The sequence below is a fragment of the Duganella caerulea genome (assembly GCF_040362985.1).
GTDB lineage: Bacteria > Pseudomonadota > Gammaproteobacteria > Burkholderiales > Burkholderiaceae_D > Rugamonas > Rugamonas vulcania.
Map to the genome: position 1 here is coordinate 189,077 of NZ_BPWJ01000007.1, position 12,825 is coordinate 201,901.

The following is a 12,825-nucleotide window of genomic DNA, read 5'->3' on the forward strand; positions in this document are numbered from 1 at the left end:
ACCTATGCTAAAAACCGAAACGCCGAGTACGCAGCACGCGCAGCTGGACCAATATTCGGTTGAGGCATTGGTGGCGGCGCTGGTTGACGACCAGACGCAAGCGCTGCGCGCGGTGCAGGCAGCCGAGCCCAGCATCGGCGCCGCCGTGCACGCGATGGCGCCGCGCATTGCCGCCGGCGGGCGCCTGATCTATGTCGGCGCCGGCACGTCGGGGCGGCTGGGCATCCTCGACAGCGTGGAGCTGTTCCCCACTTTCTCCTGGCCGCATGAGCGCGCCGTCGCCTTGCTGGCCGGCGGGCTGGGCGCGATGTTCGAGGCGGTGGAAGGGGCCGAGGACGACCGCGCCAAGGGCGCTTCCGATTTGCGGCTGCTGTATCCGGTGTATAACGACGTCGTGTTGCTGGTGGCGGCGTCGGGCACCACGCCGTATGTGCTGGGCGCGTTGCAGGCCGCGCGCACGGTGGGCGCCCTGACGGTGGGCATCGCCAACAATATCGGCACGCCGCTGACGGCCGACGCGGATGTCGGCATCACGCTCGACACCGGGCCGGAAGTGATCTCCGGCAGCACGCGGCTGAAGGCGGGCACGGCGCAGAAGATCGTGCTCAACACCTTGTCGAGCGCGTTGATGGTGCGGATGAACAAAGTCTACGGCAACCTGATGGTGGACATGCACGCCACCAACGTCAAGCTTGTCGAACGGGCGGTGCGGCTGACCATGCACGCCACCGGCGTCGACGCGGACATCGCGCGGGGCGTGCTGGAGCGGTGCCACTTCCACGTCAAGGTCGCGATCGTCGCGCTGCTGAAAAACACCTCCATTGAAGACGCGCAAAACCTGCTCGACGCCTCGGACGGCAACGTCCGCAAGGCCATCAAATAAAATTCGGGTCAAGTCTGACATTCGGACACAAAATTGGGGTCAAGTCTGACATTCGGACACGACCCCTGCCGTAGCGCGACCTATACGGCAGAGCTCGTGTCCGAATGTCAGACTTGACCCCAAGTTGAAAGGCAGTATGAAGCAACAACGCAATGCCTGGGCCTGGGTGCCTAGTATTTCATTTAGCCAGGCTGTGCCTTACGTCGCGGTGATGATGCTGTCGACCGTGATGTACAAGAACCTCGGCGTGTCCAATACCGACCTGGCGTTTTATACCGCGTGGCTTTACCTGCCTTGGGTGATCAAGCCGCTGTGGTCGCCCATCGTGGAGCTGTTCGGCACCAAGCGGCGCTGGATCGTCCTGCTGCAACTGCTGACCGGCGCGGCGCTCGCTTCCGTGGCGCTGACCTTGCACCTGCCCGATTTCTTCCGCATCAGCCTGGCCGTGCTGTGGCTGATGGCCTTCAGCTCGGCCACTCACGATATCGCCTCAGACGGCTACTACATGCTCGGCTTGCCGACCCAGCACCAGCAGGCAGCTTTCGTCGGCGTGCGCAGCGCGTTCTACAAGCTGGCGATGATCTCCGGACAAGGCGGCCTGGTCTACCTGGCCGGCCGGCTGGCCACATCCAGCGGCGATCCCGCCTGGGCCTGGTCCATGGTGTTCGGCCTGATGGCGGCCCTGATGCTGGCCTTGAGCGCATATCACCAGCTGATCCTGCCCCGTCCCGACACCGACCGCAGCCACACCGCCGGCGGCGCGCTGTGGCAGGATTTCCTGCGCACCTTCCATAGCTTCTTCCAGAAGCCGGGCATCAAGGCCACGCTGGGCTTCCTGCTGCTGTACCGCCTCGGCGAGGCGCAGTTGCTGAAGATGGCGGCGCCCTTCCTGCTGGATCCGCGCGCGCAAGGCGGCCTGGGCCTGAGCACCGAGACCTTCGGCGTGGTCTACGGCACCGTCGGCGTGTGCGCGCTGGTGCTGGGCGGGCTGGCCGGCGGCGTGGTCATCTCCCGCTTCGGCCTCAAGCGCAGCCTGTTGCCGATGGTGTTCATCATGCACGTGCCGGACCTGGTGTTCGTCTACCTGGCCACCGCGCTGCCCACCGACACCACGCTGATCTCCGCCTGCCTGGCGGTGGAACAGTTCGGCTACGGCTTCGGCTTCTCGGCCTTTCTGCTGTACATGGTGCTGGTGGCGGACGGCGAGCACAAGACCGCGCACTACGCCATCTGCACCGGTTTCATGGCCCTCGGCATGATGTTGCCGGGGATGGTCAGCGGCTGGATACAGCAGCACCTGGGTTATCAACATTTCTTCATCTGGGCCTGCATTTCGACGCTGCCCGCGTTCGCGATGACGGCGCTGGTACGGATCGATCCCGAATTCGGCAGGAAATAAACGGCAAGCGCATTACAATACGGGTGCTCAATAGATTCGGGGAATGGTTTTGGTTTTTAATGCAAAAAAGCGGCTGACGCTGTCGGCCGGCGTGGCCGGCGCCCTGGCCGTGTTGCTGGACGGTTGTTCCAGCACACCGATAGCACCCGCCCCGGAGGCCGGCTCCGCGCCGCGCCCGCCGGCGCCCGGCAACACCGCGCCCCCGGCGCCGGTCGACCTGAACATGCCGCCGCCGGCGCCGCGCGAGTTCCGCGCCGCCTGGGTGTCGACCGTGGCCAACATCGATTGGCCCAGCCGCAATAACCTGACCATGGCCAAGCAGCAGGCCGAGGCGCTCGCCATTCTCGACCGCGCGCAGGCGCTGCACCTGAACGCCATCGTGCTGCAGGTGCGGCCGAGCGCGGATGCGATCTACCCGTCCGAGCTGGAGCCGTGGTCCGAGTTCCTGACCGGCCAGCAGGGCCGCGCGCCCGCCACCGCCTGGGATCCGCTGCAATTCTGGATCGAGCAGGCGCACGCGCGCGGGCTGGAGCTGCATGCCTGGTTCAACCCCTACCGCGCGCGCCACGCGACCGCCAAGTCGCCGCTGGCGCGCAGCCACATCGGCAGCACCAATCCCGAGGTGGTCAAGTCCTACGGCCGCTACCTGTGGATGGATCCGGGCGAGGCGGCCGCCTCGCAGCACACGCTGGACGTGGTGCTGGACGTGGTGCGCCGCTACGATATCGACGGCGTCCACATCGACGATTATTTCTATCCCTACCCGATCGACACGGCCGGGGCGGACGGCGTGGTGCTGGACGCCGGCGCCAGCCCCAAGCAGGAGCTGGAATTCCCGGACCAGCCGTCGTGGCAGCGCTACCTGCTGGGCGGCGGCACGCTGGACCGCGCCGGCTGGCGCCGCCAGAACGTCAACTCGCTGATCGAGGCGCTCTACCTCGGCATCCACAAGGAAAAGAGCTGGGTGCGCTTCGGCATCAGTCCGTTCGGCATCGGCCGTCCGGACCGGCGTCCGGCCGGCATTGTCGGTTTCAGCCAGTACGACAAGCTGTACGCGGACGCCGAGCTGTGGCTGGCCAACGGCTGGCTCGATTACCTGGCGCCGCAGCTGTACTGGCCTGTGGCGCAGGCGCCGCAGGCGTTCGACGTGCTGCTCGACTACTGGCTGGCGCAGAACACGCGCGCGCGCCACGTCTGGCCGGGCCTGTACACCAGCCGCATCGACAACAGCGCCAAGGCCTTCGCGCCGGAAGAGATCGTCAAGCAGATCGGCGTCACGCGCAGCCGCGCCGGCGTGCAGGGCCACCTGCACTTCAGCATCGCCGCGCTGATGGAGAACCGCAAGGGCATCGCCGACCAGCTGCGCACGCAGACCTACCAGACCGCCGCGCTGGCCCCGGCCAGTCCGTGGCTGGGCGCGGAGTTGCCGCTGGCGCCGGCCGTCGCCGTGCGGCGCGAAGGCAATGGTGTGGGACTGAAGCTGTCGGCGAGCGCCGGCAAGCCGGTCGCGCATTACGCGATCTGGTCGCGCTACGGTTCGGAATGGCGCTTCGCGGTGGCGCCGGCCTCGCGTCCGGTGCTGCTGTTGCCGGATGATGCGGCGGCAGGCGCGGCGCAGGCGGTCGTGGTCAGCGCAATCGACCGCCTGGGCAATGAAAGCGAACGCGTCAGCGTGATGCGCTGACCATCAGGGAGCGGGCCATGGGCGAGCTGGGACTGGGCATCGACGCGGGCGGCACGCAGACCCGCTGGGCGCTGGCCGACGCGGCGGGCGCGATCGTGGCCGAGGGCGCGGTGGCCGGCCTGTCCGCCACGCAGATGGGCAACACCGCCGGCCGCGACGCGGTGCGCGGGATCTTCTCGCTGCTGGCGGCGCAGGTGCTGGCGGTGGGTAAGCCGCAAGCCGTGTGCGCTGGCCTGACCGGCTTCGACGGCCTCGCCACGCTGCCCGCGCAATGGCTGGCCGAGTTGCTGCAAGTGGCGCCGCCGTCGGTCGCGCTGCGCAACGATGTGGAAATCGCCTACCTCGACAGTTTCGCGCCGGGCGAGGGCTACCTGGTCTACGCCGGCACCGGCTCCATCGCCGCGTGGATCGACGAGGACGGCACCTTCCACCGCGCCGGCGGACGCGGCGTGACGCTGGACGATGGCGGCGGCGGCTTCTGGATCGCGCGCGAAGCGATGCGCCACATCTGGCGGCTGGAGGACGAGCAACCCGGCATCTGGCAGCAATCGCCGATGGCGCGCGCGGTGTTCGAGCAGGTCGGCGGCAGCGACTGGGCCTTGTCGCGCCAGTTCATCTACGGCCAGGACCGGGGCGCCATCGGCCGCCTGGCCCTGGCCGTGGCCGCCAGCGCGGACGCCGATCCGGTGGCGCGCGCCATCCTCGAACAGGCCGGCCGCGAGCTGGCGCGCATCGGGCTGGCGCTGGTGGGCCGCTACGGTCCGCGCCCTCTGGTGCTGAGCGGCCGGGCCGCCACGCTGCATCCGCTGATCGCGCAGGCGATGCGCGCTGCGCTGCCGCCGGAACTTCCGCTGCGGCAAAAAGAAGCGCAGGCGCACCACGCGGCGGCCCGCATTGCACTACACTCACGGTATTGAAACGTTGCCGAGACCGCTAATGATGAAGCTCCTGCCGCTTGCCGCCCTGTCCACCGCCGTCGCCCTGCTGGCGGGCTGCGCCACCGTGCCGCCGCCCGTGCCGCGCCTCGACACCACGCTGACGGCGCGCAGCCAGAGCGACCGCATCAAGTACATCATCCTGCACTACACGGTCAGCGACCTGCCGCGCTCGATCAAGATCCTGACCCAGCAGGAAGTCAGCGCCCACTACCTGCTGACCGACACGGACCAGCCCTTCTTCTACACGCTGGTGGACGAGTCGCGCCAGGCCAACCATGCCGGCCTGAGCAGCTGGAAGATCTACAACCAGCTCAACTCGGCGTCGATCGGCATCGAGATCGTCAATCCCGGCTTTGTCGACACGCCGCAGGGCCGGGTGTACGCGCCGTTCAAGCAGGCGCAGATCGACCAGCTGATCCTGTTGCTGAAGCAGATCGTCGCGCGCCACGACATCAAGCCGGAGAACATCCTCGGCCACAGCGACATCGCGCCGCAGCGCAAGCAGGACCCCGGCCCGATGTTCCCATGGAAGCAGCTGGCCGACGCCGGCCTGGTCGCGTGGCCGGAGCCGAGCCGCGTTGCCGCGCGCCTGCAATTGTTCCAGCAGCAGGTGCCGGACGTGGCGTGGTTCCAGCGCAAGCTGGCCCAGCATGGCTACGCGGTGCCGCAGACGGGCGAGCTGGACCAGGCCACCCGCAACGTGATGGTGGTGTTCCAGTCCAAGTATCGGCAGTCGCTGTACGACGGCGAGCCGGATGCGGAAACGGCGGCCATCCTCGATGTGCTGACCAGCCCGCTGCCGGTGCAGATGGCGGTCCCGCCCACCGTGATGCCGCCGCCGCAACCGGCGCCGGGCACCGTGCCGACCGAATAATCCGCTGGGAGCGCAACATGGCTGTCACCGTTCGCTGTGAAGAAATCGCCGGCCACCCGGATTTCCGGCGGCTCGACAGCATCGCCGGCATCGCCGTCGACCTGCGCTATGCCACGCCGGACAACTTTGTCGGCCGCGACCTGTACTCGCCGCTCGACTGCGCCTGGCTGCACCAGCATGCGGCGGAGGCGCTGGAGCGCGTGGTGGCGTGGCTGGGCAGGCGCCGGCCCGACTGCAAGTTGCTGGTGCTGGATGCGTTGCGTCCGCAGCGCGTGCAGGAGCAGCTGTGGCTGGCGCTGCAAGGCACCGAGCTGCTGGGTTACATCGCCGATCCGGCGCGCGGCTCGATCCACTCCTTCGGCATGGCGCTGGACCTGACCCTGCTCGACGCGCAAGGCCGCGAGCTGGACATGGGCACCGGCTTCGATGATTTATCCGAACGCTCACATCCCGCGCTGGAGGCCGAACTATTGGCGCGCGGCGAACTGAGCGCACAGCACGTCGCCAACCGCCGCCTGCTGCGCGAGGCCATGTTCCAAGCCGGTTGGGTCGGCATCAACAGCGAATGGTGGCACTTCGATTGCGGCGACCGCCAGCTGGTGCGCCGCGACTACATCCGCGTACTTTAACGATCCACCATCGCCATGCGCTCCTTGCTGTAGCGCGGGCCGGACACCTGCTTGAGCGCGTTATCCAGCACCGCCATCTCGGTCGCATCCAAGGCGATCTCCGCCGCGGCCACGTTCTGCTCCAGGAAAGTACGGCGGCGCGTGCCGGGGATGGTGACGATATCGTCGCCCTTGTGCATGGCCCAGGCCAGCGCGATCTGCCCCGGCGTGACCAGGCGATGATCGGCCAGCTCGCGCACGATGGCGGCCGCTTCCATGTTGCGGTCGAAGTTCTCGCCCTGCAGGCGCGGATCCAGATGGCGGAAATCGCTGGGCGGATACTCTTCCGCGCGCTTGGCGGTGCCGGCCAGGAAGCCCCGTCCCAGCGGACTGAACGCCACCAGGCCGATGCCCAGTTCGCGCAGCGCCGGCAACACGTCGGCCTCCAGGTTGCGCTCCCACAGCGAATACTCGCTTTGCAGCACGCTGATCGGGTGCACCGCATGGGCGCGGCGGATGTTGGCCACGCCCGCCTCGGACAGCCCCAGGTAGCGCACCTTGCCCTCGCGGACCAGCTCGGCCATGACGCCCACCACCTCCTCGATCGGCACCAGCGGGTCGATGCGGTGCTGGTACAGCAGGTCGATGTGGTCGGTGTTCAGACGGCGCAGCGAGCCTTCCACTTTTTCGCGGATATGTTTCGGATCGCTGGTCACGCCGACGGTCTTGCCGTCGCGGATGTCGAAGCCGAACTTGGTGGCGAGGATCACCTCGCTGCGGCGGCCGGCGAAGGCGCGGCCCAGCAGCGCCTCGTTGTCGTAGGGGCCGTATTGCTCGGCCGTGTCGAAGAAGTTGACGCCCAGTTCCAGCGCGCGGTGCAGCGTGGCGACCGCCTCGGTCTGGTCGGCCGGCCCGTAGGTATTGCTCATGCCCATGCAGCCCAGACCCTGCGCCGATACCGTCAGACCCTGGCTGCCTAAAGTGCGTTGTTTCATGATGACTCCTGCTTGATGTGGTGCTTTTAGTATGGCGACCGCACAAAAAATACACAATCCACTTACAATGCAAAGCATTGTTGATGCAGCTGCAACGGTGGAGCGAGGCGATGGAAATGTTGAAGGAGATGGCCATCTTTGCACAGGTGGTCGATAGCGGCGGTTTCTCCGCGGCGGCGCGGCAGCTGGAGCTGACCACGTCGGCGGTCAGCCGCCACGTGTCGCGGCTGGAGGCGCACATGGGCGGACGGCTGCTGCAGCGGACCACGCGTTCGCTGTCGCTGACCGAGCTGGGCCAGCAGGTGCACGCGGCCTGCGCGCGCATGGTGAGCACGGCGCGCGAGGTGCATGCGCTGGCCGGCAGCTACAGCGCGCGGCCGAACGGCACGATCCGCGTCAGCGCGCCCATCGTGCTGGGGCAGGTGTGGCTGGCGCCCAAGCTGCCGGGTTTCCTGGCGCGCTATCCCGAGGTCGATGTCGAACTTCAGCTGATGGACCGCAAGATCGACCTGATCGAGGAAGGCATGGACCTGGCGATCCGCATCGCCACCGAACTGGCGCCGGGACTGGCCGCGCGCACGCTGGGGCCGGTGAGCTATGTGCTGGTGGCCTCGCAGCAGTACCTGGACGCGCATGGCGAGCCGCAATCGCCGCACGAGCTGCCGGCGCACCAGTGCAGCTACCTGGGCTATGCCCGCTTCGGCGACGCGTGGAGCATGCGGCGCGGCGGCGAGACCGCCAGCATCCGCGTGCCGTCGCGGCTGACGATCAACAACAGCGGGGCCTTGCTGTCGGTGGTGGAGGCGGGCGGCGGCATCGGCCTGGTGCCGGATTTCACGGCCCGTCCGGCGCTGGCGCAGGGGCGGGTGCGGCAGGTGCTGCCGGAGTGGGTTTTCGACCAGCCCTACGCCGGCACCGTGCACGCGGTCTATATGCCCGGCCCGCACCTGGCGCTGAAGGTGCGGGCGTTCATCGACTATCTGGTGGAGGAAGGATTGCCGGGGATGTGATTACCGGGAGCGAGCAAATGCGAGGATCGGCGCAACGTTGTCGTGACTAACCACGATGACGTTCTTTGCTTTCAACTCAGCGACAATCTCGCCTTGGGCGCGGCCGCGCGGCGTAGGCTCATTGGCCTCGGGCCCTTTGACGGCAAAGAGGACTTGAGGGGGCAACAGATCGCGCTTTTTAAGCGAATCAATACGGTAGAGCCATTGGCCGCCGTGGTCTATGATTTTCGCGGCGTCGGTGTAATTGAGGTTGAGTGGCTTGATGATTTTTTCGGGATGCTCTTCCGTGCCTGCCACGAAAGGAAAATGCGCGTGATATTCCTCGTTGCCGATGCGCGCCGCATGGAATTTGTTTTGGAGCCCGGCATCGCGCAGCCATCCGCTGACATCGCGTTCCAGCAGCTTTTCCTGATACTCCTTGTTCGCAAAATTGTGCCCGACATAGTAGTCATAGAGCTCGTGCAATTTCGACGTGCAGTCCTCGGCCAACACCAGACGTGGTTCGCTAAAGCGCAACATGGTTTCGCGAGGCTTAACCAGCTCTGTCCAAATGCGCAGCAGAGCTTCTTTATCGTAACTGCCAGTCTGGTTGAATATCAAATCGAGCCGTTTCATCTCCTCGTTCAGATCGCCGATAGCGGCTTTGAAAACCTTGGGATCGAGTCCTTCAAAGAAATTGGTAACGCGAGCGTATCGGTTGACCAAAAGCTTAAAGCCGAAATAGCGTATGCCAGGCGCAAGCATCACCACGCCGACATTGGCGAACTCCCCCGTCTCGATGAACGGGGTAAAGCGAACAATGGCGTAATGACAGGCGATATTCATGTTGGTGGCAACTGCCAGAATGCATCTGTTAGAGCGCGCTCCAGAAGCCGCTTGATTTCATCAAACGGGAACTTGGCCGGCATAGTCATTTCGGCGTCGATAAAGTGCCAAGCTAAGGGAAGCGTATCACATTGGGATTGCCGCCGATATCCGTTAAGTTGCGATCCGCATTCCGTACCCACCAGTCAAACAAGACGATGTCGCGACGCAGACTTCGCTGCACTCGTTTGATATGGCTGCGCATCAGGTTCTTCGCGTTCACTCGGCGCGAGGCGAAGACCGGCCCGGAACCCAAGTCTTGGTAGGCGCCAGTTAAGTCGGCTTCCACTATTTCGACGGGTACCGTCGCCAATGCATAGTGCGCAATTGGCAACTCCAATGCTGAGCATAACTGAGCGCATATCCACTCGGCGATCAATTGATATCGAGTGGTGGATTTGCCCTTGACGAAGTAGACGTCACCGTCATCTCACCGGCAGATGTAAGGACGAGTTTGTCCTTCCTGGGAGCGGCCTAGTATTTCGGTGACGGTTAAGGACATCTTGCAATGTTCCCCGCGACGTTGTGTTCAACTCATTCTACGCGAATTTCAGTTTGGAAAATTACGGCTCATTTGCTGCGCGCCACCCAGTCGATCACGCCGTCCAGCACGGTGCGGCCGGCGCCGTTGGCGACGTGTTCGTCGTTCAGGATGGCGACCACGATGCAGGGCTGGTTGTTGGCGTCGGTGACGTAGCCGGCGATGGCGATCACGCTTTTCAGGCTGCCGGTCTTGATGCGGGCGCGCAGCGCGGCCGGGCTGTCCTTGAGGCGCTTGCGCATGGTGCCGTCGGTGGCGGCGATTGGCAGGCTGGACAGGAACTCGGGCATCCACAGGCTCTTCAGGCCGGCTTGCAGCACGCCGGCCAGTTGCGCCGGTGTGGCGCGCTCGGTGCGCGACAGGCCGGAGCCGTTGTCGAAGACCAGGCCGTTGGCGTCGATGCGCTGGGTTTGCAGCCAGGCGCGGATCGCGGTTTCGGCGCGCATCGGCGTGCTGGCGGCGCTGCCGTCGGGGGCGATCGGGCGGCTGCCCAGCACGGGGTCGGCTTGCAGGCTGCCCAGCATCAGGAACACCGTGCGGGCCAGGGTGTTGTCGGAGAATTTGTTGATGTCGCGTAGCATTTCCGGCAGCGGGCGGGAGACGTGTTCGGCCAGCAGGCGGGTGGCCGGGGTCGGCGTCGCGGCGCCAGGGGCGGGTGTCGCTGCCGCTGCGGCGGCCGTTGTAGCCGACGGGGCCGGTGTCGCAACAGCTGCGGAGAGCGGCGCGGCCGGAGCGTCGGCGTTCGCGGCCGGGCTGGCGTCTGCGTCCGGGTTGGCGGGCACGGCGCTGGCGGCGGGCGAGGTGGTCACGGTGGCGGTCGGCGCGGTGGCAGTTGCATCGGCTTCGCGTACGTCGCCGCTGATGCTGCCGCCCAGCTTGCGCCACGTCGCGCGCAGCAGGCGCTCCAGGTAGTCGTGGTGGTCCATCACGTCGACGCTGGTCGACTTGATGCAGTTCTTCGGGAAGCTGCCATGCAACACCACCTCGATCTTGTCGCCGCTGCGCGTCACGCCCGGCGAGCGCCAGCCGGCCTCCCACGAGCCGCACGGCGCATCGATGAGCTTCATCTCCGAACGGATGCCGACTTTTTCCATCTCCGGCATCATCACCAGCCCCAGCTTGTTGCCGGTCGAGCGCATTTCCACTTTCAGCAGATTGGTGTTGGTCAGCAGCGCATCGGGAATCACGTTGTAGTAGGCCCACGGATACTCGTCGAATGGCGGCTGGCCCACGTCCGGCCGCGCCGGCTGGAACAGCTGCCGGTCCAGCAAGACGTCGCCCTTGATCTTGCGGATGCCCTGGTTGCGCAGCGCCTGCAGCATGTGCAGCAGCACGTCCTCGTTCAGGTCGACATCGCCGCCGCCGCGCAGGATCAGGTCACCTTGCAGCACGCCGTTGACCACCTCGGCGCTGCTGCGGAACTCGGTGCGGCCGCGGAAGGCCGGGCCCAGTTGTTCCAGCGCCGTCATCGTGGTGAACAGCTTCATGGTGGACGCCGGCTGCATGCTCTGCTGCGCGTTGTGCGAGACCAGCGCGGTGTCGCCGCGCAGCACGACGATGCCGGCGCCCTCCGGCGGAATATGCGCGGCCTGCAGCAGCGCGCTGATCGGCTCCGGCAGGTCGGCGGCGTGGGCGGTGCCGGCGGCGATCAGCGCGGCGAGGATGAGGCGACGGAACATGGTGACCTTGTTCAATGGAAGAAGAGATAGGAGACGAAGATGGCGGCGATGACGCCGGCCAGGTCGGCGATCAGGCCGCAGGAAATCGCGTAGCGCGTCTTGCGTATGCCTACCGAGCCGAAGTACAGCGCGACGATGTAGAAGGTGGTGTCGGCCGAGCCGTTGAACACGCAGGCCAGGCGGCCGACAAACGAGTCCACGCCGTAGGTGCGCATGGTGTCGATCATCATGGCCTTGGCGGCGCTGCCGCTGAGCGGCTTCATCAGCGCGGTCGGCAGCGACGGCACGAAATCGGTGTTGACGCCGAGGTGGCCGAACAGCCAGCCGAAGCAGTCCATCACGTAGGCGAACACGCCGGCGTTGCGGATCACGCTGATCGCCACCAGCATGCCGACCAGGTAGGGGATCACGGTGATCGAGGTCTGGATGCCGCCCTTGGCGCCTTCGATAAACGCCTCGTAGACGTTGACCTTGCGCCGCAGCGCGCCGATGATGAAGCCGGCGATCACCACGATCAGCACCAGGTTGCTGAAGACCTTGGAGAACTGTTCGATCTCGAGCTTGGTCATGTAGTGCGTGAAGTACCAGACCATGCCGCCAATGGCGGCGGCCATGCCGCCCAGCCAGCCCAGCACCACGCCGTTGAACAGGTTGATGCGCTGGCGGATGGCGACGGCGATGATGCCGGTGACGGTCGCCACGTAGGTCGCGATCATGCAGGGGATGAAGATGTCCGACGGATCGGCCGCGCCCAGGATCGAGCGCTGCGCCATGATGGCCAGCGGGATCAGCGTCAGGCCCGAGGTGTGCAGCACCAGGAACATGATCTGCGCGTCGGTCGGCTCGTCCTTGCTGGGGTTGAGGGTTTGCAGGCTTTCCATGGCTTTCAGGCCGAACGGCGTGGCGGCGTTGTCCAGGCCCAGCAGGTTGGCCGAGAAGTTCATCACCATGTGGCCGGTGGCCGGGTGGTTCTTCGGCACGCCGGGGAAGATGCGCGAGAAGAACGGCGCGATCAGCCGCGCCAGCAGGTCGATGGCGCCGGCCTTTTCGCCGATGTTCATGATGCCCAGCCACAGCGTCATCACGCCGGCCAGCGGCAGCGCGATGTCCATCACGGCGGCCTTGGCGGAGTCGAAGGTGCCGTCGATGATGCGTTTGAAAATCTCGGTGTCGCCCGTCAGGAGGAACTGCGCCAGCGCTGCCACAAAGCCGACCAGGAAGAAGCCGGACCAGATGTAATTGAGCGACATATCGAGAAATTTTCCTGAAAGCAGTGGGCGATGCGCAAAGTATAGCGGGTAAGCCTGCCAAAAAAGTTATAAGCTGCCGCTTTACGTATGCGAGGTGGAA

At 65.8% G+C, this 12,825-nt stretch carries 12 protein-coding genes and 1 pseudogene; 7 read left to right on the forward strand and 6 right to left on the reverse strand.

Annotated elements, in window-relative coordinates; genetic code table 11:
* The first annotated feature begins 4 nt into the window (after nucleotides 1-4).
* The 6 genes from murQ (at nucleotide 5) to ACUJB0_RS21555 (ending at nucleotide 6,407) form a co-directional block, all read left to right on the forward strand.
* Nucleotides 5-883 (forward strand): N-acetylmuramic acid 6-phosphate etherase, encoded by an 879-nt coding sequence (murQ, locus tag ACUJB0_RS21530; protein WP_444847003.1) that lies wholly within the window; start codon nucleotides 5-7, stop codon nucleotides 881-883.
* A 136-nt stretch (nucleotides 884-1,019) separates the two neighbouring features.
* Nucleotides 1,020-2,282, forward strand: coding sequence for an MFS transporter (locus ACUJB0_RS21535; protein WP_444847004.1), 1,263 nt, complete (start codon nucleotides 1,020-1,022; stop codon nucleotides 2,280-2,282).
* Between the two features lie 43 nt (nucleotides 2,283-2,325).
* On the forward strand, nucleotides 2,326-3,966 hold the full coding sequence (locus ACUJB0_RS21540) for a glycoside hydrolase family 10-like protein (RefSeq protein ID WP_444847005.1): 1,641 nt from the start codon (nucleotides 2,326-2,328) through the stop codon (nucleotides 3,964-3,966).
* A 17-nt stretch (nucleotides 3,967-3,983) separates the two neighbouring features.
* A complete protein-coding gene (locus ACUJB0_RS21545) occupies nucleotides 3,984-4,883 on the forward strand; it encodes an N-acetylglucosamine kinase (protein ID WP_444847006.1) in 900 nt (299 codons plus the stop codon).
* A gap of 22 nt (nucleotides 4,884-4,905) precedes the next feature.
* A complete protein-coding gene (locus ACUJB0_RS21550; protein WP_444847144.1) occupies nucleotides 4,906-5,778 on the forward strand; it encodes an N-acetylmuramoyl-L-alanine amidase in 873 nt (290 codons plus the stop codon).
* Nucleotides 5,779-5,795: 17 nt separating this feature from the next.
* The gene (locus ACUJB0_RS21555; RefSeq protein WP_444847007.1) at nucleotides 5,796-6,407 is read left to right on the forward strand and encodes a M15 family metallopeptidase; all 612 of its coding nucleotides are present in this window, start codon (nucleotides 5,796-5,798) and stop codon (nucleotides 6,405-6,407) included.
* On the opposite strand, the gene ACUJB0_RS21560 is transcribed toward ACUJB0_RS21555, so the two are convergent.
* Nucleotides 6,404-7,381 carry an aldo/keto reductase gene (locus tag ACUJB0_RS21560; RefSeq protein WP_444847008.1) on the reverse strand — a complete coding sequence of 326 codons (978 nt, stop codon included), beginning with the start codon at nucleotides 7,379-7,381 and terminating at the stop codon, nucleotides 6,404-6,406. The genes ACUJB0_RS21555 and ACUJB0_RS21560 overlap by 4 nt on opposite strands.
* A gap of 83 nt (nucleotides 7,382-7,464) precedes the next feature.
* Between ACUJB0_RS21560 and ACUJB0_RS21565 the strand changes: the two genes are divergently transcribed.
* On the forward strand, nucleotides 7,465-8,391 hold the full coding sequence (locus ACUJB0_RS21565; protein WP_444847009.1) for a LysR family transcriptional regulator: 927 nt from the start codon (nucleotides 7,465-7,467) through the stop codon (nucleotides 8,389-8,391).
* On the opposite strand, the gene ACUJB0_RS21570 is transcribed toward ACUJB0_RS21565, so the two are convergent.
* The 5 genes and pseudogenes from ACUJB0_RS21570 to ACUJB0_RS21590 all read right to left on the reverse strand — a co-directional run bounded on the left by ACUJB0_RS21570 (nucleotide 8,392) and on the right by ACUJB0_RS21590 (nucleotide 12,725).
* Complete coding sequence (locus ACUJB0_RS21570; RefSeq protein WP_444847010.1) at nucleotides 8,392-9,216, reverse strand: DUF3037 domain-containing protein; 825 nt, start codon at nucleotides 9,214-9,216, stop codon at nucleotides 8,392-8,394.
* Nucleotides 9,213-9,398: a HipA family kinase gene (locus tag ACUJB0_RS21575; protein ID WP_444847011.1), complete on the reverse strand. Its 186-nt coding sequence runs from the start codon at nucleotides 9,396-9,398 to the stop codon at nucleotides 9,213-9,215. The genes ACUJB0_RS21570 and ACUJB0_RS21575 overlap by 4 nt, the downstream gene beginning before the upstream one ends.
* A pseudogene (locus tag ACUJB0_RS21580) lies at nucleotides 9,329-9,673 on the reverse strand (HipA family kinase); the annotation flags it as partial. The pseudogene ACUJB0_RS21580 and the gene ACUJB0_RS21575, both read right to left, overlap by 70 nt.
* 152 nt (nucleotides 9,674-9,825) lie before the next feature.
* Complete coding sequence (dacB, locus tag ACUJB0_RS21585; protein WP_444847012.1) at nucleotides 9,826-11,475, reverse strand: D-alanyl-D-alanine carboxypeptidase/D-alanyl-D-alanine endopeptidase; 1,650 nt, start codon at nucleotides 11,473-11,475, stop codon at nucleotides 9,826-9,828.
* A gap of 11 nt (nucleotides 11,476-11,486) precedes the next feature.
* Nucleotides 11,487-12,725 carry a spore maturation protein gene (locus ACUJB0_RS21590; RefSeq protein WP_444847013.1) on the reverse strand — a complete coding sequence of 413 codons (1,239 nt, stop codon included), beginning with the start codon at nucleotides 12,723-12,725 and terminating at the stop codon, nucleotides 11,487-11,489.
* Nucleotides 12,726-12,825 lie beyond the last annotated feature (100 nt).